This is a genomic window from Lysinibacillus sp. FSL W7-1291 (genome assembly GCF_038593415.1).
GTDB lineage: Bacteria > Bacillota > Bacilli > Bacillales_A > Planococcaceae > Lysinibacillus > Lysinibacillus fusiformis_D.
The window spans coordinates 595,419-621,171 of record NZ_CP151994.1 but is presented as its reverse complement, the minus strand read 5'-3'; the positions used below and the strand labels follow the sequence as shown (position 1 = coordinate 621,171).

General features: G+C 38.0%; 20 protein-coding genes. 9 read left to right on the top strand and 11 right to left on the bottom strand.

Going from position 1 to position 25,753, the window contains the following annotated elements; genetic code table 11:
- Positions 1–241: 241 nt before the first annotated feature.
- Positions 242–3,769, bottom strand: coding sequence for an S-layer homology domain-containing protein (locus NST76_RS02890; protein ID WP_342544602.1), 3,528 nt, complete (start codon positions 3,767–3,769; stop codon positions 242–244).
- A gap of 629 nt (positions 3,770–4,398) precedes the next feature.
- On the opposite strand from NST76_RS02890, the gene NST76_RS02885 reads away from it, so the two are divergent.
- From NST76_RS02885 to csaB, 5 genes are all read left to right on the top strand, one after another.
- Positions 4,399–6,249 (top strand): S-layer homology domain-containing protein, encoded by a 1,851-nt coding sequence (locus tag NST76_RS02885; RefSeq protein ID WP_342544601.1) that lies wholly within the window; start codon positions 4,399–4,401, stop codon positions 6,247–6,249.
- 364 nt (positions 6,250–6,613) lie between these two features.
- Positions 6,614–7,354, top strand: a complete 741-nt coding sequence (locus NST76_RS02880; protein ID WP_231745119.1) for a WecB/TagA/CpsF family glycosyltransferase — start codon at positions 6,614–6,616, stop codon at positions 7,352–7,354.
- The gene (locus NST76_RS02875) at positions 7,351–8,907 is read left to right on the top strand and encodes a polysaccharide biosynthesis protein (RefSeq protein ID WP_101966460.1); all 1,557 of its coding nucleotides are present in this window, start codon (positions 7,351–7,353) and stop codon (positions 8,905–8,907) included. Before NST76_RS02880 ends, NST76_RS02875 begins: the two co-directional genes overlap by 4 nt.
- Positions 8,908–8,927: 20 nt before the next feature.
- Positions 8,928–10,841, top strand: coding sequence for a DUF5693 family protein (locus tag NST76_RS02870; RefSeq protein ID WP_089932974.1), 1,914 nt, complete (start codon positions 8,928–8,930; stop codon positions 10,839–10,841).
- The gene (gene csaB, locus NST76_RS02865; RefSeq protein WP_342544598.1) at positions 10,841–11,920 is read left to right on the top strand and encodes a polysaccharide pyruvyl transferase CsaB; all 1,080 of its coding nucleotides are present in this window, start codon (positions 10,841–10,843) and stop codon (positions 11,918–11,920) included. The genes NST76_RS02870 and csaB overlap by 1 nt, the downstream gene beginning before the upstream one ends.
- A 40-nt stretch (positions 11,921–11,960) precedes the next feature.
- Here csaB and NST76_RS02860 read toward each other — a convergent pair whose 3' ends face one another.
- Together NST76_RS02860 and NST76_RS02855 are read right to left on the bottom strand one after the other, a co-directional pair.
- A complete protein-coding gene (locus tag NST76_RS02860; RefSeq protein WP_036124319.1) occupies positions 11,961–12,791 on the bottom strand; it encodes a flagellin in 831 nt (276 codons plus the stop codon).
- Between the two features lie 364 nt (positions 12,792–13,155).
- A complete protein-coding gene (locus tag NST76_RS02855) occupies positions 13,156–13,632 on the bottom strand; it encodes a transcriptional regulator (RefSeq protein WP_036124322.1) in 477 nt (158 codons plus the stop codon).
- Between the two features lie 205 nt (positions 13,633–13,837).
- Here NST76_RS02855 and NST76_RS02850 point away from each other — a divergent pair, with 205 nt between their 5' ends.
- Positions 13,838–15,412: a hypothetical protein gene (locus NST76_RS02850; protein ID WP_036124323.1), complete on the top strand. Its 1,575-nt coding sequence runs from the start codon at positions 13,838–13,840 to the stop codon at positions 15,410–15,412.
- Positions 15,409–18,171 carry a DEAD/DEAH box helicase gene (locus NST76_RS02845; protein ID WP_342544596.1) on the top strand — a complete coding sequence of 921 codons (2,763 nt, stop codon included), beginning with the start codon at positions 15,409–15,411 and terminating at the stop codon, positions 18,169–18,171. The genes NST76_RS02850 and NST76_RS02845 overlap by 4 nt, the downstream gene beginning before the upstream one ends.
- A gap of 248 nt (positions 18,172–18,419) precedes the next feature.
- Here the strand turns inward: NST76_RS02845 and ssb are convergent, their stop codons facing one another.
- The gene (gene ssb / locus NST76_RS02840) at positions 18,420–18,818 is read right to left on the bottom strand and encodes a single-stranded DNA-binding protein (protein WP_342544595.1); all 399 of its coding nucleotides are present in this window, start codon (positions 18,816–18,818) and stop codon (positions 18,420–18,422) included.
- Between the two features lie 297 nt (positions 18,819–19,115).
- On the opposite strand from ssb, the gene NST76_RS02835 reads away from it, so the two are divergent.
- Positions 19,116–19,541, top strand: coding sequence for a YwpF family protein (locus NST76_RS02835; protein WP_036124472.1), 426 nt, complete (start codon positions 19,116–19,118; stop codon positions 19,539–19,541).
- An 80-nt stretch (positions 19,542–19,621) separates the two neighbouring features.
- Complete coding sequence (locus NST76_RS02830) at positions 19,622–20,587, top strand: NERD domain-containing protein (protein ID WP_342544593.1); 966 nt, start codon at positions 19,622–19,624, stop codon at positions 20,585–20,587.
- 361 nt (positions 20,588–20,948) lie between these two features.
- On the opposite strand, the gene NST76_RS02825 is transcribed toward NST76_RS02830, so the two are convergent.
- From NST76_RS02825 to NST76_RS02795, 7 genes are all read right to left on the bottom strand, one after another.
- The gene (locus NST76_RS02825; RefSeq protein ID WP_036124468.1) at positions 20,949–21,359 is read right to left on the bottom strand and encodes a hypothetical protein; all 411 of its coding nucleotides are present in this window, start codon (positions 21,357–21,359) and stop codon (positions 20,949–20,951) included.
- A gap of 109 nt (positions 21,360–21,468) precedes the next feature.
- The gene (locus NST76_RS02820; protein WP_036124467.1) at positions 21,469–21,852 is read right to left on the bottom strand and encodes a hypothetical protein; all 384 of its coding nucleotides are present in this window, start codon (positions 21,850–21,852) and stop codon (positions 21,469–21,471) included.
- A 147-nt stretch (positions 21,853–21,999) separates the two neighbouring features.
- Complete coding sequence (gene fabZ / locus NST76_RS02815) at positions 22,000–22,443, bottom strand: 3-hydroxyacyl-ACP dehydratase FabZ (protein ID WP_036124465.1); 444 nt, start codon at positions 22,441–22,443, stop codon at positions 22,000–22,002.
- A 55-nt stretch (positions 22,444–22,498) separates the two neighbouring features.
- Entirely contained in the window at positions 22,499–22,783 is a 285-nt protein-coding gene (locus tag NST76_RS02810) for a DNA-directed RNA polymerase subunit beta (RefSeq protein WP_036124463.1), read from the bottom strand.
- 47 nt (positions 22,784–22,830) lie between these two features.
- Positions 22,831–23,670: a flagellar hook-basal body protein gene (locus NST76_RS02805; protein ID WP_101966465.1), complete on the bottom strand. Its 840-nt coding sequence runs from the start codon at positions 23,668–23,670 to the stop codon at positions 22,831–22,833.
- Between the two features lie 25 nt (positions 23,671–23,695).
- Positions 23,696–24,529, bottom strand: a complete 834-nt coding sequence (locus NST76_RS02800; RefSeq protein ID WP_058843804.1) for a flagellar hook-basal body protein — start codon at positions 24,527–24,529, stop codon at positions 23,696–23,698.
- Positions 24,530–24,550: 21 nt separating this feature from the next.
- Positions 24,551–25,546 carry a rod shape-determining protein gene (locus NST76_RS02795; RefSeq protein ID WP_036123595.1) on the bottom strand — a complete coding sequence of 332 codons (996 nt, stop codon included), beginning with the start codon at positions 25,544–25,546 and terminating at the stop codon, positions 24,551–24,553.
- Positions 25,547–25,753 lie beyond the last annotated feature (207 nt).

The following is a 25,753-nucleotide window of genomic DNA, read 5'->3' as shown; positions in this document are numbered from 1 at the left end:
CTTCCATGTAATTCACTCCTTGAACGAGCACTAATACCGAAATTGGGTTTTAGTGCTCATTCAAGGAAATAATATATGTTTGTAACCAGCTTTGTTTGTGGTGAAAAAGAAAAGCTCTACAAAGCCGAAGCTATGTAGAGCACTTTCACATTCTAAAATTGCAATTAATTGTAAGAACAGTTTGTGCACCTAGTGCACGTTATTCATATGAACTGTTTTAGAGTCTGATATCTCAGGCAAATTATTGTGGAATTACTACAGTCACAGTTGATGTAGTTACATTTTGAGTATCAGTTGCTGTTAATTTAACAGTAAATTGATATTCACCATCAGTTGTTCCAGCTGTTGCTGCAGTGAAGTTAACCTCTGTTACCTCAGCTGTAAATGATTTAGAGCTAACTGCTGGTAAAGCCTCTACTACTGCTTTTACTTTTGCTGCTGCTGTAACATTTGTATCAGCAGCTACTAGAGTAGTATAAGTAGCACCTTCAACCGCCGCTTTAGCAGTATTTAAATCAGCAAGTACAACTGCTGCTAAATGATTATCAACTGCTGTTTGGATTTCAGCTTTTGTTAAGTCTTTTGTTTTACCAACCTTAACTGCTGTATTAACAGCCGCTAAGTTAGAAGCTGTAACTCCTGTAATTCCTACTGCAGTATATTGCACTAAAGTAGCGTTACCTTCATCAATACCTTTGTTTAATGCTTTAAGTGCTTCAGTAGCAGCGTTACCATCGATAGTTGATTTAGTTTCAACTTTAGTAGCTGTTGTTTTACTGAAATCAGCAATTGCATTTTTCTTCGGACCATTATTATCAGTGATTAATTTAGCATTTTTTGCTGTAACTTTATAAGCAGTTGCAAATTCACGGTTGTCACTAAGTGTAATAACCACTTGGTTATTATTCTCAATAGCAACACTGTAATCTTTAATTGCTAAATCTTTATTATCAGATACACGAGTTACAGTAAAGTCTGTGCTTAAAACTTCTCCAATAGAACCACTAGTTAAGTTTTCTGAGAAAGTGAAAGTGATTGTTTCTTTATCAACAACAGGCTCTCCTACAACAACTGGTGCAACAGAATCTAATAAGTTAATACCAGCTGTAATTGCAATTGGAGTATTATTTGTACTTTCATTTCCTGCAATATCAACTAATTTAGATAAATTAACTTTTAAATCTAAACCAGAAGCGTTTGTGTTAATTTCATCTTTGAATTTAACTGTAACAGTTGAAGTACCATTCACTTGAATAGAATCAATTTTATGTGATTCAGAAGTAAATGCATTTGCAGCTGCTGAGTTAATAACTGTAGAGAATTTAACTTTTACAGTTTTTCTATCAACTAATTCTGCTTTGTAATCTGCAGAATAATCTGTGTCAATCTGAGCAAGTGTTAATGGCGTTGATGCTGATGTTAAAGTAATTTTATTTGCTGAACCATTAAATTTCTTATGCAAGTTACCAGAAGTATCTTTTACTCCCATAACTTGTAATTCATTTACATTTACTTTACCAGATCCAGAATTTGGTTTACCAGAAGCAAATACAACATCGTCACCTTTAATTGTCTCTGCAAAAGTAATAGTTACTACTGTAGCATCGTTTGAAACTGAAAGTGTAGCAACATCTTCTGATAATGTTTGTAAAGTATCATTGATTTTTACTAGGTAGTTTGAATAGTCAGCTAAAGATGCTGCATCCATTTTTTTGTCGAATTTTAAAACAACACGTTTAGCTTTTGCATCAGCATTGATTACAGCTTCATAATCTGGACCTTCTTTATCTGATCTTGTGAATTTACCAGTATAATCTAGCATTGTGTTGTTAAGTTTTGTAGCATCTTTAACATTCTTAACTGTAATTGTATTTTCACCAACACTTACTTTTGAGTATAGGTCAATAATTACAGATTTAGAATCTTTTGAATCAACAGTTACTTTATCAACAGAAACTACTTTGTCATCTTTGTCTTTAATTGTGTAGTTGCCTGATTTTACTGCAGTCTCTGGATCTACAGTTTTAGAGAATGTAACTTTGATAGTTTTTTCATCAAGAGCAGTTACTTTTCTTACTTCTGGACGAGTTTGATCGATTTCAGGAGTTACAGTAACTTTTGTATCTTTAGCAATTTTGTTATCAGAGTAATCTTTAACATCTTCTACATACACATCTACTTTTCCAGTTGGAAGAGTTTTATCTGCGCCTTTGAATACGAATTTGTATTTATTATCGGCAATACGTTCGAATTCAGATGCTTCTTTCTTAGAATCACCAGATTTCCAATAAACATTTGAAGCTTTTACAGTATCCATATCAATATCTTCTGAGAATGTTAATGTAACAGTTTCAAGTGTTGCAGTAGCTTCAGTTACTGTTGGTGCTTCTTTATCTTCAACAACTTTAAATTCATGTGTTGAATTTAATGAAACAAAACCAGCAAAGTCTTTTGCACCAGAAACAGTAAGCTTATGATCGCCAACAGAAAGTGCAGAAGTGCTGTAAGGTGTTAAGATAACTGTTTTATTACCAGCACCCATAACAACATTTCCGAAGTACGCTTTTCCGTCTAATGTGAAGTTTGTAGAACTTAAATTCTCAACAGGCTCAGATAATGTAACTTTTACAGCTTTTGTTCCTAAAGATTTAACTTCAGTAACTTCTGGAATTTTATTATCTACTGCTGTAAATTCAACATTTTTCACATTGATTTCTTTATCGCCAGCTTTTACATTTGAAATGCTAATAGCATCAGCTTTGTTGTTGTTAAGTTTATCAGTAAGTGTAACAGTAGCTGTTTTATTATCAGCAGCTAAAGATACAGATTTAATTGTTTTACCTGATTTTAAAGCGTAGTTAGCTGCATCTTCAGCAGTTTCTTTATCAACAGTGCCGTCGAATTCAACTACTACTTCTTTAAGGTTAGTTGCAGATACAGATTTAACTGCAGTAGCTGTAGTTACAACATAAGTAACTTTAGCTGTGTACTCAACGTCTTTGATTTTGAAAGTAACTTCTGTTTCTTTGTTAGGCTCTAGAGCTTTTTCTAAAGTAACAGTTTCTTTAGTACCATCAGTTAAAGTAACGTTTAAAGTTTTAGCGTCAACTACTTCGATTTTGTCAACTTTTGGAGTTGCATCTACAGTATCAAGTGTACGTGAGAATACAACTGCGAAGTCTTGGCGAGTAATTGAAGCATTTGGGTTTAAGTTTGTTTTACCATTTGCTTCAGAACCTTTGATAACGCCGTTTGCTACTGCGATTTCAAGGTAAGGTTTAGCCCATGATTTAACAGTTGAAGCGTCAGCGAATTGACCTAGATCTGCTTCACCTTCTAATTCGAAAGCTTCAACAAGAATTTTAGCTGCTTCTGAACGAGTTAATTGTTTGTTAGGAGCAAATTCAGTTGCGCTTACACCTTCAAAGATTCCGTATTCTACAGTTGCAGCGATTGCATCGTAGTACCAAGCGTCAGCTTTTACGTCTTTGAAGTCTACAGAACCTTCAGCTTCTAATTCTAGAGCATTTGCGAAGATTGTTGCAGCTTGTGCACGAGTGATTGTGCTAGTTGGGTTGAAGTTGCCGTTAGCATCTCCTTGAATTACACCACTGTCAACTAAAGCTTGAACTGCCTCTTTAGCGTACCCTGAAACTTTATCGAAATCATTTAATTGTGCTGCAGATGCTACAGGAACGATTGCTGATGCAACTAATGCAGCTGTTGCAGATGCCGCGAAAAACTTACGGCCTTTGTTTTGCTTTGCCATTATTTGTATTCCTCCCTAATATTCCTAAAAATTGATATTATTCCAATGAAAACTATAGTACCACCATAATTAGTTGCCTAAATTTATGTATTATAGCTTTCCTGAATAATTCAAAACTAAAGCAAATTTTCTTAGTAAAGTTACTAGAAAAAGAGTAGTAGAATACCATTCTAGTAAGCTTATTCACTTTCTACAATAATATAACACTCTTTTTTCCATAATTCAAGCACTGGGACATAAATTTAGTTATAGAAGATTTTTTTACCATACCTAGTGTGGTATTTTATAGAAACTTAAAATCTCCCATCTATTTATCCCCTTATTTGGATTGGTAACATATAGTTCCGTTACCTATTATACCTGACTCTCCTTAATAACCAAGTGTTTTCTAGAATGGTTACTAAATTGTCAAAAATTAAAGACTCCCGTAATAATTTAGTAATAATTGTAAAGCTACAGTAATACTGTTTGTACTTTTCTGTAAAATCCAGACTTTTCAAGAGTTTCTACTATATTAATGAAAAGCAGTCTCTATCTGTCCTCATGTTGTAATGATAGATTGGCTATTTTTATGCTACACTTTTGATAGTTTGATAGAACATCATCAGCTATTGAAGGGAGCTAAAAAAATGAAACGTAAATTTCCTCTTTACGGGGCCGTGCTTGCCGGAATGTTATATCTGGCACCTACTTCCGCTTCAGCAGAAGATCTTTCGAAGCACTGGGCCTACCATGAAATGAACTATCTTATTACCAACGATTTAATGAAAGGTGATGAATTCGGCAATTATCGTCCGAATGATGCTGTTACTCGTGCTGAGTTTGCTGCATTTCTAGTTAGAACACTTAATCTGCCAGCTGCTTCTAGTAATGCAACCTTCTCAGATGTTAAGAAGGGCGACTGGTATTACGGGGTCATCGAACAGGCAAGCTATCACGGACTGATCAAAGGTGATGAGCAAGGTAAGTTCAACCCAAATGATCATATTAACCGTCAGGAAATGGCGGCTATGTTAAAAAGGGCTCTCCATTATCAAAACATCAACACAACTTCCTCCCCTATTACGTTTAGTGATAATGCTCGTATTGCCAAATGGGCCTATGCAGATGTACAAGCTGTCGTCACGACAGGACTACTTGTCGGGAAGCCTAATAATCAATTTGCACCTCTTGCCCAAACAACTCGTGCCGAGGCAGCTACTGTGCTCTATCGTTTAATCCATTTGGAAGCACCTGAAACAGGTGGTAAGCAATACACTACGACGAACTACTCACACGATTACTCAACGGTGGTACGTAATCAGGCGAAGAATAATCCAAAGGTCGATGGTGCAGGCATTTTCACGGCTAGCGAGGCACTAGTGTCATACTATGTGCACCCAAAAAGCTTTATGCAGGATAGCCCATCTTATTATCAATTTTTAAAATTATCTACTGTGGTGAATAACCTTAGTGCAAAGGAACTGAATGATAAGGTACTTGCGAATAAAGGAAGCTTAGCGAATACAGCTGATGCCTTTATAAAAGCGGGTGTCGATAACAATGTCAATGCCATTTATTTGGTATCCCATGCCTTACATGAAACAGCCAATGGTGGCTCATCACTTATTAAAGGTATCGACGTTGGTTTAGATACTAATGGTAAACCGATGATGGCGACCGCAGAAAATCGTGAAAAATTAACAGCGATTAAGAAAACTTACAATGCTTATGGTATTGGTGCTATTGATGCAGATGCTAATAAATATGGGGCTGAGCGTGCCTATGCAAATGGTTGGTTTACTGTTGAGGATGCTATTATTGGTGGTGCTCAATTTGTAAAGGATCAGTATATTAGCAAGGGGCAAGACACACTATATAAAATGCGTTGGAATCCTGAAAATCCAACCGTTCACCAATATGCTACGCATGTGATGTGGGCAGTCATTCAAGCGAAAAAGATTTATGACATCTACGAATTAATTGGTGCTCATACAACAACTAATTTGGTGTTTGATGTACCTGCTTATCAAAGTCAGTCTTCCGCGCCATCATTACCAAGCCCAACGAAGCAATATGCGTTGGATTTAGGGTTAGCTGGAGCCACAGGCAAGGTTACGATTAATCTCAATATGAGAACGTACCCGACTACAACTGATAATGCTTCAATCATTACGAATTTACCAAAGGATACATCCTTTAAAGTCCTTGGCGAAAATGGTGGCTGGTTCAAAGTAAGTGTTAATGGACAAGAAGGCTGGGTATTTGATGATTATGTCATGCTTGAAAATGGTCTACAGATTGTTAACATGAATATCACGCTCAATGTCAGAAGTGAACCTTCCACTACAAGCGCTATTTTAGGAACAGTGAAACCGAATGGCTTTATTATTGGTGAAGTCGATGACAAAGGTGAGTTCATAAAAAATGGTGCTTGGTATCAGGTAATCTACAACGGCAAAACTGGCTGGGTGCATGGTGATTATATTGTAAAAAAATGATTCAATTGCGATCATCTAAAAAAGAGTGCGACATTGCTGCGCACTCTTTTTATTGTTCATTTTTGTCCTACTATTTGATCGCTATATAATAGAAGAAACTCGAAATTATATGTTAGGATTATGAAAAAATTCTCCTAAAATTTAGTACAATTTTATGCTTATTCAGCTGTTTCATCGATCATGCTAAGTAATAGGCGCTACTCGACTATGACTATCGACATCCCTTTCCGCTTTCATTCCCTTGTCTGAGATATACCCTCTTCCATAACGACTAAACCCCTATACGAAAATTTCCTGTCAATATTGCTTTTATGGTATGATAGATTGCAGTGAAAAAGGAATTACAGAAAGGTTTGAACACTATATGAGGCATGTAACAATTATGGGCGTACCCTTTTTACATATTAATCAGCAAGGGTTTGTTGATTTACTCGTTCATCGTATTGAACAGCAAGAAAAGACTTTCGTTGTAACAGCCAATCCAGAAGTTGTTATGCAGGCAAACGAAAATGCCACTGTAATGAATTATTTACAGCAGGCGACCTACATTTGTGCGGATGGCATTGGTGTCGTTAAAGCTGCACAAATCCTTGGTGAATCACTGCCAGAGCGTGTAACAGGCTATGATACGATGGTACGACTGCTGGAAGTAGGTCAGCAGAAGCGTTTTAAAATTTATTTATTAGGTGCACAAAAAGAAACAATCGAAAAGACGGTTGCGAATATTCATAAAAACTACCCAAATGTTGATATCGTTGGCTATCATGATGGTTACTTCGACTGGAATAATAATGATTTTGCAAATGAAATCGCGACATTACAGCCTGATCTCGTGTTTGTAGCATTAGGTGTACCAAGACAGGAAAAATGGATTACAGAAAATCTGGATAAGTTTTCAAAGGGTGTATTTATCGGTGTAGGTGGTTCCTTCGATGTGATCGCTGGCACTGTAAAGCGTGCTCCAGTCATTTGGCAAAAGTTAAACTTGGAGTGGCTCTACCGAGTGCTGCGTCAGCCAAGTCGTTTTGGCAGAATGCTCGTTCTCCCTCGCTTTGCTTTAAAGGTTTTTGCATTAAAGCTTAAAGGTCAGGGCAAAACAAAATGAGTCAGTCAACCTTTGTCAAAAGTACACTTATCTTAACAATTGCAACATTACTTTCTAAAGTAATCGGTAGTATTTTCCGTATACCGCTGCAAAATATTGCTGGTGATGAAGTACTCGGTATCTTTAGTCTTGTTTATCCTGTCTATATGGTGGCACTGTATTTATCCGTTGCTGGTATCCCTATCGCTATTTCTAAGCTGATTGCGGAAGCTAGGACGAGTATGGATACTGCCAAAATTAAGAAAATTTATGTGACTGCAAGAATCCTTGCATTATCCTTTGGCGTCATTAGTTTTACAATCATTTACGGCTTTTCAGAGCAGATAGCGAATGCACTTGGTGGCCCTTCAACGGAGATTGCATTAATCATTGTAGCCCTAACACTACTCGTTGCTCCCTATATGGCTGTCTATCGAGGATTTTTCCAAGGCTTTGGGGATATGCGACCTACTGCCATCTCACAAGTGATTGAGCAATTAGTACGTGTCGCTTTAATTTTAATTGTTGCGTATTTCTTAGTTGCGATGGATTATTCCAATGATATCGTAGCTGGTGGTATTATGGCAGGTTCTGTATTAGGTGCACTTGGATCACTTTTCTATTTACTCTTTAAATATTTCCGTTCTTCGGTAAAAGTGACGAGCAAGGAGAAATATTCTAGTAAGGATTTTTCCACATACAGTAAAACCATTTTAAAAATCTCCATACCCATTGCAATTGGTTCTGTAACAATGGCACTTTTTAATTTCGTTGACTCCTTCACGGTCACATATGGCTTAAGAAATGCTGGAGCAGATGCAAGTGAGATTAGCTTCCTTTACGGGATTTATGGTCGAGGACTGACATTAGTTCAAATCACAACGGTTTTCGCTTCTTCAATTATCTTACCACTTGTGCCGCTGATTACAACGAAGCTAGCAGAACGTAAATTGAATGAAACACGCAGTATTATTGAACGAACACATCGTATGACACATCTTATTTCTTGGCCAGCTGCTATCGGGTTGCTAGCCTTAACCTTGCCTTTAAATCTAGCTCTTTTCAAAGACTTAGAGGGAAGCTTAATGTTAGCCATCATTAACCTTAGCTCGGTCTTTACATCCCTGACATTACTTGGAACAGGTATTTTACAGGGCATGAACGCTGCCAAAACAGGAGCCATCATTATTTTGAGTGGAGTTGTCCTTAAGGTGTTTGCGAACATCTTCTTTATTCAAGAATTCGGTTTAGATGGTGCTGCATATGCAACATTGTTGGTGTACTTAGTGTTATTTATTGTGAATTCTGTCTTTATTTATCGTATGATTCGCTTCACTGTTCTTGGAAAAGATACGGTAAAAATGATTGTGTCTTCCATTGTAATGGGGGCAGCCGTTGGTTTACCAACGCTTTGGCTTGATTTTACACATTGGTCTCGAATGTTGGCGATGGGTTATCTAACTGTTGCAATCATAGTGGGAGGAGCTCTTTATTTCCTTCTTCTATGGATGATGAAAGCAATCCATAAACAAGATTTAAAGAAAATCCCTGTTATCGGAAAAAGATTTTCATAATTAAGAGAGGTAGGACACTTATGTCGAAACAGAAATGGCTTTGGGGAATCATTGTTCTTTTACTCATCGTTTCCTCCACAGGTATGATGATGAGGTGGAATGCAGAGCAATCGAATAATGCTTATGAAATTGTCATTCCCTATCATGAAATACAAACCGCAGAAAAAAATAGCGATTTAACAATGGATGAAATCCTTTCCTCCTTAAAGGATGCTGGACTGAATACGGTAAGTCTAGAGCCTTTAACATTAAAGGAAATGGAAAAACAAAACTTAATTACGGTTTATAAAGAAAGCGAATTAGCAGCGCAATTATTATTTACACCTTATAAAGATGCTATTGATATCACTAAGGGTGGCTATTATATTCGAGTGCCTGAAAATGAAAGCTATCAGAAGCTTATCATGGAAAGCATGGAACCAGAGGAAGTACAAATAGGAGAAGAAGCTTTTTATTTCCTCCCTGCTTCTAACCACAATTTTGATTTAAAAACACCAATTGGCTACGATCAGCCTGCGATTGATATGATTAGTAAGCATGAACTAGCCCACATCTTTAAAGTGGAAAATGCAGATAATGAAGTAGCTAATGAAAAAATAGTAAATCAATTACTAGCGTTAAAAGATGCTTCTGCTGGTCGTTTGCTTGGCCAAGGCGATGAAGCCATTGGATTTGGACAAGAAGATGGCAATCAATTAGTTGAAAAATTAAGTGATGCTGGCTATTACTTCTACACAATTGAAAGCAACCCGCTCAAAGGCGAAAGTAAAATCGCTCAAATGACGGATTATCATATGATTCGTTTGCATAGTATCAATGTCAACAGAGAAACAAAATTAAAGTTAAATGCAAGTATTGACCGTACAACACGAGCTGTCAAAGAGCGTAATATTCGCTCCATCTTCTATCATATTAAAACAACAGGCAATGCCAAAGATAATATAGAAGACACGATTGAATACTTAAATGGTGTTCATGAGACAATGCCCGATCATTTCCAACCAGGTGAACCAAAGCTATTTGATAAAGTTGCCGTTCCAGCATGGGTCACAGCAACCGTATTATTAGCAGGTATTTTATTTATCTTTATCGTTTCAGAGTTAGTAAAATGGGTGCCTCTTCGTATAGCGGCAGCTGGCTTTATGGCGTTACTAGCTATTGCGTACTTTATTCTAAAAAGTACTCTATTCTTACAAGCATTTGCACTAATTATTGCAGTCCTTGCACCAACCTATGCAGTCATCAAATCAGCGCAAGGCTCTACGAAAATGTCTAAAATCTTGGTGCAATATGTGAAGGCCGTAGCCATTAGCCTTATTGGGATTATCATTGTCATTGGCTTATTAAATGGTAATGCCTTTATGACAGGATTTGCCGTATTTAAAGGGGTTAAGCTTGTTTATCTCATTCCAATTATGGGTGTATTATTATTTACTGTAATTGAGATCAACCGACTAGCTGAGCAAAACATCAAAAAATCTTTATCGAATACCGTCACATTGTTAAACAAAGAACTAAAATATTGGCATGTGCTATTACTAGTGGTTGTCGCAGGTATCGGTTTATTTTACATTAGCCGTACAGGTAACTCTGGCTCTGTCAGTGATATGGAATTAGCCTTTAGACAATGGCTCGAAAATACATTGTATGTTCGACCAAGGACGAAGGAATTTTTAATTGGTTTCCCATTCTTTATTTTAGCGTTATATGTAATGGGGATTAATCGCAAATGGGGTAGTATCCTACTTGTACCAGGTGTTATCGGATTCCTATCCATCGTCAATACATTTACCCACCTACACATTCCAGTAGCTGTTTCTGTCTTGCGTACACTATACAGCGTATCTCTTGGCCTTGTAGTAGGATTAGTGTTTATCCTCATCTTCAAAATTGGTTATCGTTGGGTTTCTAAGGCAATCGCGAGGTGGTCATAATGCACGTTGTTTTATCTGGCTATTATGGATTTGATAATGTTGGCGATGATGCCATCCTGCTCTCCATTATCCACTCTCTAAAAAAGTGGCAGCATGATATAGAAATCACGGTATTATCCAATAATCCAGCAGCTACTGAGCAAACATACGGTGTCAAAGCCGTGAATCGTTGGAAAATGAAAGAAATACGCCAATTGCTTAAAAGGGCAGATGGACTTATCAGCGGTGGCGGTAGCCTTATGCAGGATCAAACAGGAATGAAAACCATTCCTTACTATGCGGGCGTTATCCAAATAGCAAAATGGTTGAAAAAACCAGTATTTGTTTACGCCCAAGGCATGGGCCCGATTAATCACTCTCTAAGTAAATTCATTGTTTGCTCTGTCTTTAATAAGGTAGAGCAAATTACAGTCCGAGATAAAGCCTCTCAAGCTCTTCTAACAGAGATTGGTGTACGAAAAGAGGCTAAGCTTGTGCCAGACCCCGTTATGGGACTTAACGGTAGTGACTTTCATAGTGAATGGCTCGAAAGTGTCACATTATCAGCAGATAGCTATATCTCTGTAAGTGTGCGTGACTGGCCATCCGCCATAGCGTACAAAGAAAAAATTGCGCATAGCCTAGACGAATTAGTACGTCAAGGTGAGCAAATTGTCTTCTTACCTATGCATGGTGAGCATGATTTAAAAACATCACAGGAAGTAGCTGCACTAATGAAGGAGAAAAGTTTGATTGCGCCAGCCGATTTATCCATAGAGGAGAAAATCGCAGTAATTGGACAATCTCAATTATTAATTGGGATGCGACTACATTCTCTCATTTTTTCTGCAATCTATGCGACTCCTTTTATCGCCATCTCGTACGATCCAAAAATCGATGCGTTTGCTGACATTGTCAGTCAACCAGTTATTGGTCATGTCGAAGCAGATGATTGGAACGGTGTGACATTGTTTGAACAAGCCGTCACAATCCTTGAATCATTTACGACGGTTCAAGAAAATATGCGTCAGGCTATCATACCCTTACAAAATGAAGCAACAGCAACGGCGAAATTAGCCATTGAGGTTTTTTCACAATAAACATGAAAAAATGATGAATTTCAATTAATATTGAAATTCATCATTTTTTTCCGATTTCTAATAATTTTAAAACAGACTGTGCTTGCTGCATATGCATAGCTAAGACATATTGACTGGCCTGCATCAAAATTTGAGCCTTCACCATATTCATCATCTCTTTAGCGATATCTGCATCTCGAATACGAGACTCTGCCGCTTGTAAATTTTCTGCGGTGTTAACATTAGCATTATAAGCATGTTCCAAACGGTTTTGGTACGCTCCTAGACGAGAACGCTCATTAGATACACGTTTTAAAGCCTCATCCATTGAAGAGATGGCTTTATCTGCATCCTCTCGAGTAGCAATGGACACATCCTTCAAACCAAGTGCTTCAGAGCCCATACCATTGATAAATAATTCTATATGCTGCCCTGCATTGGCCCCTGCTTGAATTTTAATGCTATTTGTCTCATGATCTCCATTGAGTAATGTCTTCGTATTAAATTCTGTATCCGTAGAGAGGCGCTGAATTTCCTTCTTTAATTCTTGGAACTCCAGCTCTAATTTTTCACGATCATCATCGGTTAATGTGTCATTGGCTGCCTCCACTGCTAATTCACGCATGCGCTGAATCATCGCATGTGTCTCATTCAGTGCCCCCTCTGCTGTCTGCACGAGAGAAATGCCGTCCTGTATATTTTTAGCCGCCATATTCAATCCCCGAATTTGAGAACGCATTTTTTCAGAAATCGCCAATCCAGCTGGATCATCCGCTGCACTATTGATTCGATACCCCGACGAAATGCGTAGCATAGCTTTACTCATCGCACTTTGATGCCGATTCATATTATTCAGGATCGACATCCCCGTAGCTGACCACTTACCAAGCATGCTTTCACCACCTTCTTAATATGTATATCGGCCTATTCTCTATTCTATTAATCACCATTATGGGAATCGTTGCTAATTTTTTATGCATTATTAACAATTTATAGGTACATGACTCCTTTCAGCTTAGTGGTGTCCAGATTTTTTAGTGAACCTATAGCCATTATGAGCGATGATGATTAGCTGACTTGCAAGTCGCTCATTCAGCTTTGTGGCAATATAATAGTAGCAGACGTTTAATGAAGGTGTTCTCCTATCGTAGCTTGTGCTGGAATACAATTCTTCTCCTTCTGGAGGTACATGCCAAATTTTAGTAAAAGCACCTGCTTATCATTTCTGAAAAGTAGGTGCTTACTGGGCATTCCATCTATTCAATTGTTAAACCTCCAAGTTGATGGCTCTTTTGCTGTAGCAGTTCGAAAAAGAGTTCTTTATCGTTCTCCAATAATGTTTGATCAATTAAATAATCAAAATTTTTCTCCTCTAGTTCTGCGATAAGCTGATCGATTTCGCCAACCGTCACAGATGAAACAAGTGGAATTTGTTTCTTCGGTGTTGCGCTTTCAAGTATTGGTGCTAGATGCTCATGAACATTCGTAATAAGCAGTAGTTGATAAAGTGGTAATCTGATAAAACGATTTCCTTTTTGGAAAACAAAAACCTCAGATAAATTTTCAATTTGCTGTGTCTTCATGTTGATAATCATCTCTTTACCTTCTATAGGAATGAAATGGAAAATCTCATTCTCTTTTAAAATAGAGAAATATTGATAAGCAAATACGAGACGTAATTTGTCTCCAGTAACTTTTGTGTAAAACGGCTTCATGTATTGAACTTGCATCATCCTTCATCCCTCCTTAGTTATCTGATTATTCAGATTTTAACACAAATCAATTGGCTTGTTAACTATCTTTGAATTCATTTTTTTCTTTCTGATCATTCAGCTTATCATTACTGCATTTTAATCGTATAATGGAAGGACAGTCTTTTTTTCATTCTTACAATTAACAATGTTAAACATAGCCATACATGATGAAAGGAGTGAGGTTATGGCATTGTCTATATCGCAAATAGCTAAAGAACATCAAGTATTTGTGCTGACTAAATTAAAAGAAGCTGAACAAGGGCTACATCCTTCCTCTACGGAAGATGAAGAACTAGTGCGTCGTGCTGTCTTTTCTGTAAGAAATAAATCCATTGTTTTTGAACGTTTTAATGGAACAAGTTCTATATTATATGCAAGTGTTCAGGATGTCAGACCCGCTTCTGTTGAAATTGATTTTTACAAGGAAGAGCTACATTGTAACTGTCCACAACCTAAATGGTGTCGACATCAAGTAGGTGCTTTACTCGCTCTCTACCAATACTTTGACTCCGTGCAAAATTGGTCGAGTACTTGGCGTGCTCAAAAATCGGTCCAGCTAAAAACCTTAGCAGAAGAACGTAGACCACAAAGCTGGTCGATGATGGTTGATGAAGTAATGAAGCGCTTATTACCATCTGGCCGAGTATTAGAGGGCTATGGGCTTTCTGCTGTAAGAACAGATGCATTGGAGCGTCTTCGCCGACATATGCCCTTTGAACGTGAATGGCAGCCCCTTTATAAGCTCTATATGGAATTAGCTATTTTAAATACTATATGGCGGCATTTAAATGCAACAGCTGGGCATTCATTAGATTCTCCATATATGAAATACTTTATCGATCAAAGCATGCAATCCTTTGAAAGCATTCTTACTGAGTTAACGAATCGGTCACGTCTTTTTGCGACTGATCCTTTTTATGATGCCATTCAAGAGCTAGTAAGGGAATTTTTATTAGAACGACAAGGGCTGTTTGCCCATCGACTTCGTCTATATATGCTGCTTTGGGCAGTGCTTTTTTATGAGAAGCCTCGACGCGAGCAGGAATTAACTTATTTAAATAATCTAGAAAACCGTTCGGAAGAAATTTCTTTGCAATCATTAAAGCTATTATTTTATGTGTTATTACAAAAGGAGGATCTGCTGCTCGAAAATTTGGCACAGATTGATTTACCGCAAATGCAGGATTTATTTGAACTGGCTACTTTTGCTCAACGTGCTGGTGAGTCCTATTCATTAGCTGTCATTTTACGAGCTATATTACCTTTGACTGAAGCCTTCCTACAGGAAGTCGTACCAGTCGTTCAAAGAGCCCAGTACGTAAGGCAATTTCAGCTTTTATTTGATGACATACAGCTTACTGAGGAAGAGGAAGCAATGTTATACAGTGCATTTGGTGTGTATGGGCTTCAGCCATTTTCATCGTTTTTAATTAAAAAAGGACGTTACCGTGAATGGGCTGCTCTCCATCAATTAAATCCTTCATCTCTATCCTATTTAGAAATGTGTGGATTAAAGGACGTCTTACAGATTGAACCAGCTACTGTTTTACCTTTATACCATGTCTATGCAATGGCTGAAATTTCACAAAAATCACGTATGAATTATAAGCAAGCTGTGCGTATTTGGAAAAGTATGCGTAGTGCCGCAAAACGAGCTGGCAAAACAGCTTATTTTGAAACATATATGCAAACCATTCGTGCAGAATATAAACGATTACGTGCGTTACAAGAAGAAATTGAGAAAGGAAACTTAGTATGATGACAATAAATGCTCCTTCCGCCTTTTCCCAAACTCAACAACTTCGTATTGATGTAGCGCGGGAAGGATATTTTACGTTGCAGGGTTTTACTGCAAATGGTACGACAATCGACGCCGATACATTAATTTCTTCATTATTCTTTACCTATGAAGCAAATGTCTATGGCTTATTAACCAGTCGGACTGATTTCACGATTGAGGTTTCTACTGCTGAATTACTTGATATTTTTTCATCAAGCTTCCAACATCCCTTTATTAATTGGCTTGGTGCAAATGATGAAAGTAAGGAATGGCTCGGAAAAGTACTGGCGTTACAGGAATACTGGCAGGAGCCCTCACTTTGGTCACACGCTGTCATTGCGGAAGATTTTTCTTCGCTAACTTTTCCTATTGCTCACGTCGATACAGCATTATTAGAAATAGCTGTTCAGCAAAAGCTTTCACAGGTTGGTCTAATACTAGCTGATTTACCAAAACTTCTACCCTTTTTCTTACGTGGTGGCTGGCCATTGGATCAGGCTCGTCAAGCCGGTGCAGTTTCAGTTTCTTTACGGTTAAGTGAGCCAGAAGATGAAGCCGATGTCTGGTTATTAGAAACAGTGCTCAGCACGGCTACGACAAAAAACTACTGGACTCCTGCTATTCGTAAGCAATCCTTACCAATTGAAGAGGCGCTTCCTACGAAATGGCGAATGTTCGCCACTGAAATTGAACAACAGCAACAACAAATTGTGAATCTTCTATCCAATGACGATATCAGAAGTGATACCTTTATTCGTGTGACATTGGAGGACTCAGAAGTACGGTCTTTTTTACGTGAGGATCTCGCCAGATTACAGGCACTTGGTTTTGATGTTGTACTCCCTGCATGGCTAAAAGATTTAAAACAATCCAAATTACGTGTACGTGTAACAACTAACAATGTCTCCACAAAGAAGGTAGCAGGATTAGATGATATTTTAACGTTTAAATGGCAATTTTCTATGAATGGGCAAACGATTTCAGCTGAGCAATTTAAAAAGCTGGTGGATGAGAAACGTGAATTTATTCGTATAGGTACGGAATGGTTCCGAGTCGATGCCAATTGGATGCACGAAATGCGTGAACTAATGCAGCAGGCAGAAGATGAAAGTTGGACTGTTCGAGAATTGTTGTTTAGAGAATTACCCGAAGACTTGTCTGCTCCTCTCGAAGAAGATGCCGATGATGCGCTAAGAGATGATCCAATTTTCGCACTGGAAATACAACAATCATTAAAATCATATATGGAGCAGCTTTTGGAGAAGAAGGGCTTGCCAGCAGTACCGATTCCTTTATCCTTACAAACCGAATTACGTCCTTACCAACAAGAGGGCTTTGAATGGTTAATCTTTATGCGCGAACAAGGTTTTGGTGCATGTCTAGCCGATGATATGGGACTTGGGAAAACGGTGCAACTAATCACCTATTTACTTCATATTTATGAGACAGCAGCTGATTATACGAAGCCAACCATTATTATTTGTCCAACCTCAGTCCTCGGTAACTGGCAAAAAGAACTCGCTCGATTTGCCCCTTCACTGATTGTGCATACGCATTATCAGACAAATCGAGCTAAGGATGAGGATTTTAAAGAGCTAGTGACTGCCGAAAAACCACATGTTATTTTATCAACCTATGGTACTGTGTCACAGGATACTGAATTTTTACAGAATATAGAATGGGCAACTGTTGTGCTCGATGAAGCTCAAAATATAAAAAACATGCAGACCTTACAATCAAAAGCCATTCGTAAATTGTTAGGAGACCATCATATTGCCCTTACAGGAACACCTGTAGAAAACCGCTTATCTGAGCTATGGGCTATTTTTGATTTCATTCATAAGGGTTATTTAGGTAGCTTTGGTCGCTTCAATGAAGAATTTATTTTGCCTATTGAACGAGACGAGTCTGAATCACATAAGCAGAAGTTACGAGCTAAAATTCAACCTTTCTTATTGCGTCGTACAAAGCGTGATCCACATTTACAGCTTAACTTACCAGATAAGCTAGAATCGAACGAATACTGTCCATTAACAGCCGAGCAAGCTTCTCTCTATGAAGGATATATTTTAGAGACACTCGATCAGCTAGAGCAGTTAACAGGTTTTCAAAAAAAGGGACGTGTTTTAAAGATGCTTAGTAAGTTAAAGCAACTATGTAATCATCCTGCCTTATATTTAAAGGAATCTTTCGAGGATGCCGAAACAATGCTTGCACGTTCGACTAAGCTAGAGCGCATTGTACAAATGGCAGCAGAGATTGTGGACAATGGCGAACAATGCCTTATCTTTACACAGTATATCGGAATGGGGCAATTGCTACAGCATTGTTTAAGTGAACTATACAATGTGGATGCACCGTTTTTAACTGGTGCTATGCCTAAGCAGCAGCGTGACCGCTTAGTAGAGGCTTTTCAGGCAGGAGACTTCCCTATATTTATTCTTTCCTTAAAAGCAGGTGGAACAGGTCTTAATTTAACAGCTGCTAATCATGTTTTACATGCAGATCGCTGGTGGAACCCCGCTGTCGAAAATCAAGCAACTGATCGTGCTTATCGCATTGGGCAGACACAATTTGTGCAGGTCCATAAATTTGTAACGATCGGTACAATTGAAGAAAAAATTGATAAAATGCTGGTGCAGAAATCTGCATTATCCGAAGAACTCATTCAATCAAGCCAGTGGTTGACCGAGTTAGAAGATCAAGAACTTCGTGATCTAATAACATTGGACATATAGTAATTAGATGCGCCAAGAGCTACATTGTTCTTGGCGCTCTTTTAGTGGAACCTCGTTACTTCTTATCCCTACTTACTTCAAACATTCTTATTTAGTTGTGTCAAAACAGCCATTGCTGTGCGGTCTTCAGCAATGTCTTTTTAATATGTGTATACATCATTCCTTTCTGTTGCTACGGTGCAAGAAATATAAGGAGAATGGCGGATCAGACAACGATATTTCTCTTGCTCCGTATGTAAATAGCTTGTCTATGGTAAAACAAAATCTTTTAAGTCTTCCTGTTCATTCGGTGGCTGTGGCGGTACAATAGCCGTTTCGTCACTATTCCTTTGTTTGAGATGATAAAATCGTATATCTTCTACGACCACCTCTGTCATAAAAATCTTAGTGTTTTCTTCATTTACAAATGATCTTGTTTGAATACGACCATTTACACCGATTAAAGAGCCTTTACCGCAATATTTGACGATATGTTCTGCCAGCCTTCCCCAAGCTGTACAGAAAATAAAGTCTGCATCTACTTCTCCACGATTGTTTTTAAAATTGCGGTTAATGGCCAATGAAAAATGAGTCTGTACACGATTTCCAGATAAGTAACGTAACACCGGATCTTTCGTAAACCTTCCGACCAGTCCGACTTGATTCATTCGTTCACCACCTTTCTGTTGGATTGCTTTCATCTTACAAAAGGATATCCGCATTAGCAAAATCCGATATTATAAATTTCCTTCTTTTTTGCAGCATAAATTGGGTAAATTAGCATTTTTAATTTGCTAATTTTTTTTAATTTTCTAGCTGAATGCTTTGGACTGTAATGGCAAATGCTATTTCATGAAATCAGCATTTTCGCAGGTTTTGAAATATCGTCACAGGTGCACATAACAAACAGTCACTACTTCATGTGTTATAATAAAAGAATGACAGACTTAGGAGGAATATACATAATGAAAACATTTAAAATGCTTTCCTTTGACCTTGTCACGAAAGATGGCGTACAACCATTCCCTTTAGTCGATGGCATTATTATTAATCAGGAGAACAGCCATCAATCTTGGATACTAGAATTGTTTATGGAAAAACAATATCGCTCAACCTTTGATGAGCTCTTAGTAAATGCTACAGTCTGCAATGTCCGTGCAGTTATTTCATTTCCAGATAATGAACCCGCTCCTTTTCAGGTAATCGTACATACAGTTCAAGAAATTGGTGATCATGTTTCAGTACTACTAAAAGGAACACTCAAAATTAAACGCTCTAAATATGCTGAACAATTGCTTTCCGAGCTACTTGCTGAGGGTGTATCCCTAGAGGATTTACTGGAGCGCTTTACGAAAGATATGAAGCAGCGACCAAAATTAAAAAATGATTAGCGATGCGAATTTTGCATCGTTTTTTTATTGGACAAGCTGCCTTTTTTCAGTACAATACTATTTAAAAAGGAGCGTTATATTTGGTTATTGCTATTAGAGAGAAGCCTTTAAAATTATTATGGCTTGAGGCTGTGATGAGGAGGCTTTTAAAGAATGATGTTGAGTTTCACTATTATCAGGAACAATATCGCCGACTGGATGCAGGTTTTGCCGGTGAACAAAAAGTGGACCGCGAATGGCATGAATTACTATGTCCAAATACTTTTTTCGTATTACATAATTTGTGTCTCAAGAACACTGCTCAACATATGCATCAGCTTGATACACTCTTTATTTGCCCTCAATTTATCTTCGTTTTAGAAATTAAAAATATTCATGGTCGACTAGAATTTAATCAACTCACACATCAATGTACACGCACAAAGGCAGATGGCACAGTAGAAGGATTTCCAAATGCGTTTACCCAAACTGAGCGTCATATGCGTTTTCTTAAAAGTCTTTCTTACTCACTCCCCATTGAAGGTGCCGTTGTTATAGCAAACCCTTCAGCGATCATCGTTAATCCTTCTAAAGTGCTCCCTATTTTTCATGTGTCAGGTCTTCATCAACATCTCCAGTCACTTTTTAAAAAGCATCCTCAAAAAATGCTAACAGATGATCAATTAGCTCTACTGGTTCAAGGGCTTCTCTCCAAACAAACGATCCCTCACATTCAAACTTCGATTGCCCCATCACGATTTCGGCATGGTGTGCTTTGTCCTAAATGTTCCTATCAACATAATATGTATTTCTATCGGGGCATTTGGAAATGTTCATTTTGTCATTATCAGAGTATAGAAATTTTTGCAGAAGCCATGCTCGATTATCAACTATTGGTTAGCCATTCTATTACTAATCAACAGTTACGTAAATTTTTCAAAATTGATTCTATCGATACAGCTACACGATTGCTTCAGAAATTTCAGTTCCCTTATACCGGAACCTATAAAAATCGTGTTTACCATTTACCTGAAAATTTATTGGATTACATGAAGAGATTTTTTTGAGGGTTGATTGGCTCGCTTCACTGGCGAGAGTATTTGCAACGCTCATGGGCATACACTTCACTTTCGCGAGTATTCACTCTCCTTCCGCGAGTATTCACTCTTTCTTCCGCGAGTATTCACCTTCCTTCCGCGAGTATTTACCTTTCTTCCGCGAGTATTTACCTTTCTTCCGCGAGTATTTACCTTTCTTCCGCGAGTATTTACCTTTCTTCCGCGAGTATTCACCTTTCTTCCGCGAGTATTCACCTTTCTTCCGCGAGTATTCACCTTTCTTCCGCGAGTATTCACCTTTCTTCCGCGAGTATTCGCTGCTTTTTATCAAAAAAGAGTGTTTTCCATTTAGGAAACACTCTTTTTTATGTTATCGGTTGTTCATACCATCACGGTACTTTTCAGTGTCTTTGACTTTATCGTCGACAATATCATTATTATTGTTTACGTTGTCATTACGTTCAACACCGTTTACACCATTAGCATTTGGTACGTTGTCATAGCCGTTTGTACTGTTGATATCGGCATTTGATCCAGGTGTTGTCGCTTCAGGCAATGTTGTATTTTCGTTAACAGTACCTCGGTTAGTACCATCTACGTTGCGATCGTATGCATCGTCACGATTATTCGGGTCTAATGCATCTTCCACATTGTCTACACCACGACGAACGTCATTTTCGACGTCTCGAACAGGGTGATCTTCGACTGCATTATTTCCCCAGTTACATCCTCCAAGGAATACAGTTGCAAGAATAATGGTTAAAAATGACATTTTCCACATAGTAAAAAACCTCCTTTCTTGGGTACTATGTCAGCAAATACATCGTGTGTATTTGTGATCCTACATAGATTGCCCGGGAAAGGAGGGAACTATCCGATATTTGTACAAACTATTTTTGTTTTTCTTTTAATACTTGTTCAATGTATGCTGCTTCTGCTTTACAGTCATAGCTATAGTTTGTGCCTAGCTCTTTTTGCAATGCCTCGATTGTTTCGATCTGCTGCGCTGTTGGTTCTTCATTTAAAATTTTAGCAATGACCTCATCGATTTTTTGTGCCATCTCTTCATGAAACTGTGCACTCAACAATATATCAGCAGGGATTTTTTCGATCCATGCGGCATTCTCCTGAAAATAAGTCTGCCAGCTTGCAATGAAGTCTTCCATAGAAAAACGCTCTTCATCCCAACCAATACTTGCTAAGTATGCTTCAAAAGATGTCGAAATCGAACGAGTAATGCTAATTTTAATACCTGAAGACAATTCCTTATACATCTTAATAATCCTCCTACGTTTGTAAAACCTAAAAATTACATCTATTTCAATTCCCAAACGCTTTTTCGTCACTGCAATTTAAGAACCTACTAATCAACTTTTAACTTGACTTTATCTATTTTATATCTTTTGGTCTACAAATGCAAATTAGGCTTGTTTAGGCTGTTCAGGTCCAATCGCAAATAGAATATCGGCTTCACATACAAGTTCTCCATCTACAGTCGCTATACCATGACCTTTACCCATTGCGCCACGAAGTTTAACAAATTCTACTTCCAATTTAAGTTGGTCGCCAGGAACTACTTGACGCTTGAAACGACAATTATCCACACCTGTTAAAAAGGCTAAACGTCCCTTGAATTCTTCTGCATTTAATAAAGCGACTCCACCCACTTGTGCTAATGCCTCTACAATTAATACACCTGGCATTACAGGATAGCCTGGGAAGTGTCCATTAAAGAAGTCTTCATTGATCGAAACATTTTTTAAACCTACTGCGCGTTTACCTTCATCTAATTCAACAATGCGATCAACGAATAAAAAAGGATAGCGATGTGGTAAAATTGCTTGAATTTGTTCTGCTGTTAACATGTAATTTCCCCCTCGAAATTAAGTATGTATACACAAAGTAAGGTAAAGAATATTGCTATTCTTTACCGTTCATAATATCAAATATATGCTGCCATGTGTCCCTTTTAAAAATATCCATAGCATTGCCTTCTCCAATCACACTGAAGCCAAACATTGCGCCTAATGCTGCGGCAGCAACGACTAAGACGAGAACAATTACAATGCGTAACCAAATCGGAATCAGTCGGATTTGCACCCAGCGAACCTCGCGTTGCTCTCCATTTGAGCGGCGTTCTTTCTTTTCTGGTTGCGTATCGGTTTCTTGTGTCGGCACAGAACGTCGACGTGAATCGTTTGTCATAGATTGTACTCCTCTTCATTCCTAACTATGTGTTTTTGGATGACTTTTTATCGAATGCCGTTAATTAGTCCTAGCATTTGATCTGCTAATGTAACCGCCCTTGCATTGAACTGATAAGAACGTTGAGTTTGTATTAGTTCTGTCATTTCCTTTGAGAGATTTACATTGGACATTTCTAGTGTACCACTTTGCATGCCAATTTGCTGACGGTTCGCACCCACAAGCTCTGTCAAAACTTCCGCTTGTGTAAAGCCAAGTTCAGCTAGATTGTCTGGTAAACCAACATAAGAACCAGAAATATGTTCCATTAATTGTGGTTTTTGGAATTCTGTTACAGCTAAATCCGTACGAATGATATCACCATTTGGATAAGATGCTTCTAAAACACCACCATCTCGAACGGCAAACTTTTGAACAGTATCTGGTAATGTAATAGCTTGTCCTGCTGCATTGGCTACGGGATAACCCTCTGCCGTTACGAGCATTACTGTTCCGTTATTCAACGGAGATAAATAAAAGTCACCTTGTCGAGTATACACTGTTTCAGTTCCATTTTCACCATTTGGCATTAAAATATTGAAATATTGTTTTGCTTTTGTGAAAGCAAAGTCTAAATCTCGATTCGTTGTTTGTAATGAGCCTTGCTTTTCATTGGATTTAATTTGTCCAAGCATGGCACCAGATCCATAACGAATACCAACTGGTGTTTGACGTTCAGCTCGGTCCTGCTTATCATTGTTAAATTGCTGATAAAGTAGTTCATTGAAGGATGCTTCCTTCGTTTTATAACCGGTTGTACTACTATTAGCAATATTATTACTAATTGTATCTAGTTTATTTTGTAATTGACCCATCGTGTTCGTTGCTGTCATCATTGTACGTAGCATTTATAAAACGCCTCCTGTTCGCCCGTTAGATTTTCCCGATTTCATTCACTGCCTTTTCCATGCTGCGATCATAAGCTTGTAATACTTTTTGATTTGCTTCGAATGCTCGGTAGGCTGTCATTAAATCTGTCATTGTGCGACCAGAATCTACGTTTGAACCTTCTAAAAAGTTTTGACGTAGCGTAAAGGAAACGCCATTCGCACCATAGGCTGTTGGTAAGTTCTCACCATTTTCTGTACGAATAAGACCATTATCCTGTTTACGTAGCATGTTCGGATTAGCAGCATATGATACGCCAACTCGTGCTACTTGCTGATCGTTTACAAAAATGGCTCCATTTTCATCGAGGCGAAAATCATCGTTTGGAAGCTGGATACGTTGTCCTGCATCATTGAGTACGTATAGACCCTGCCCGTTTACTAAATAGCCTTGACCATCTAATGTGAAATTACCATTACGTGTATAGGCCTCACCACCAGCTGGATGTTCTAGACGGAAGAAAATTGACCCCGTAATCCCATCTTCGTTTTGTGGTAAGTTTCCATCAATTAGCGCCATATCTGTTGTAAAATCAGTGCTATAGATTTGGCCTTGTATGTAATTTGGCAATGTTTCTTGTAAATATGTTCCTGTATTTAAAGCTCCTACTTGACTCATATATTCAGCGCCTGCTTGTTGATTGGCGGGAGCATTTGTTTTACCAATACTAGACATTAGCATGTCTGGAAATGAGCGAATAGTTGATTGATCTGCTTTAAATCCTGGTGTATTCGCATTTGATAAATTATTTGTTAGTAATTCTGTTCTTCTTTGTTGCGTGATCATACCTGTTGCAACTGTATAAAACCCTTTAAACAAAGAAATCACCTCATTTTATTTTTATAAGGATGCTGGCACACGATCAATGTTTTCTAGCATTATTCCCGTACCAATTGCTACACAATCCATAGGTCTCTCTGCAACGAAGACAGGTACCTTTAACTCTTCTATTAATAGCTGATCCATTCCATGTAATAGTGCACCGCCACCCGTAATAATAACGCCACGGTCAATGATATCGGCTGATAGCTCAGGTGGTGTTTTTTCTAAGACATTTTTTGCTGATTGGACAATCATCGCTACAGACTCGTGCAATGCTCGTTCAATTTCCTCGGAATGAATTGTAATAGTACGTGGTAAACCTGTTACCATGTCACGACCACGAATATCCATTGTATCGTTGCGGCTACCTTTGAAAACTGTACCAATTGTCATCTTGATTGCTTCTGCTGTACGTTCACCAATTAGCAATTTATATTCTTTTTTAATATATTGCAAAATGTCGTTATCAAACACATCTCCTGCTACTTTAATGGATTCACTTGTTACAATATCACCCATTGATAGAACTGCGATATCTGTTGTTCCGCCACCTATATCGACTACCATATTACCACTTGGTTGGAAGATATCCATGCCTGCACCGATAGCAGCTACTTTTGGTTCTTCCTCTAAATATACTTTTTTACCGCCAGATTTTTCTGCGGCTTCACGGATTGCTTTTTGCTCAACACTTGTGATGTTCGTTGGACAGCAAATTAAAATTCGTGGCTTCGCCAAAAATCCTTTTACATTTAATTTATTGATGAAATGTCTTAACATCGCCTCTGTCACATCAAAATCTGCAATGACTCCATCTCTTAGTGGGCGAATTGCTGTAATATTACCTGGCGTTCTCCCTACCATTTGGCGAGCTTCTTCCCCTACCGCTAATACTTTGTTTGTCTTTTTGTCAATCGCCACCACAGATGGTTCATTTAGGACGATTCCTTTACCTTTAACGTGGATTAATACGTTCGCAGTTCCTAAGTCAATGCCAATATCTTTCGAAAACATTCTATAATTTCTCCTTCCCGCCAGTTCCAACTACATAACGTTCATTTTATCTCTTTATCTAGAATATTTTATCATATTCTATTGGTAATTTCACCTAAATTTAGTGAATGAGACTGTTTTCTTTTCAGGTTATGAACGGCTATAATATAGAATTACTATTCCATAGAATTCGTCATAAATACATTTCCAAGACAATAAAAAAGAACG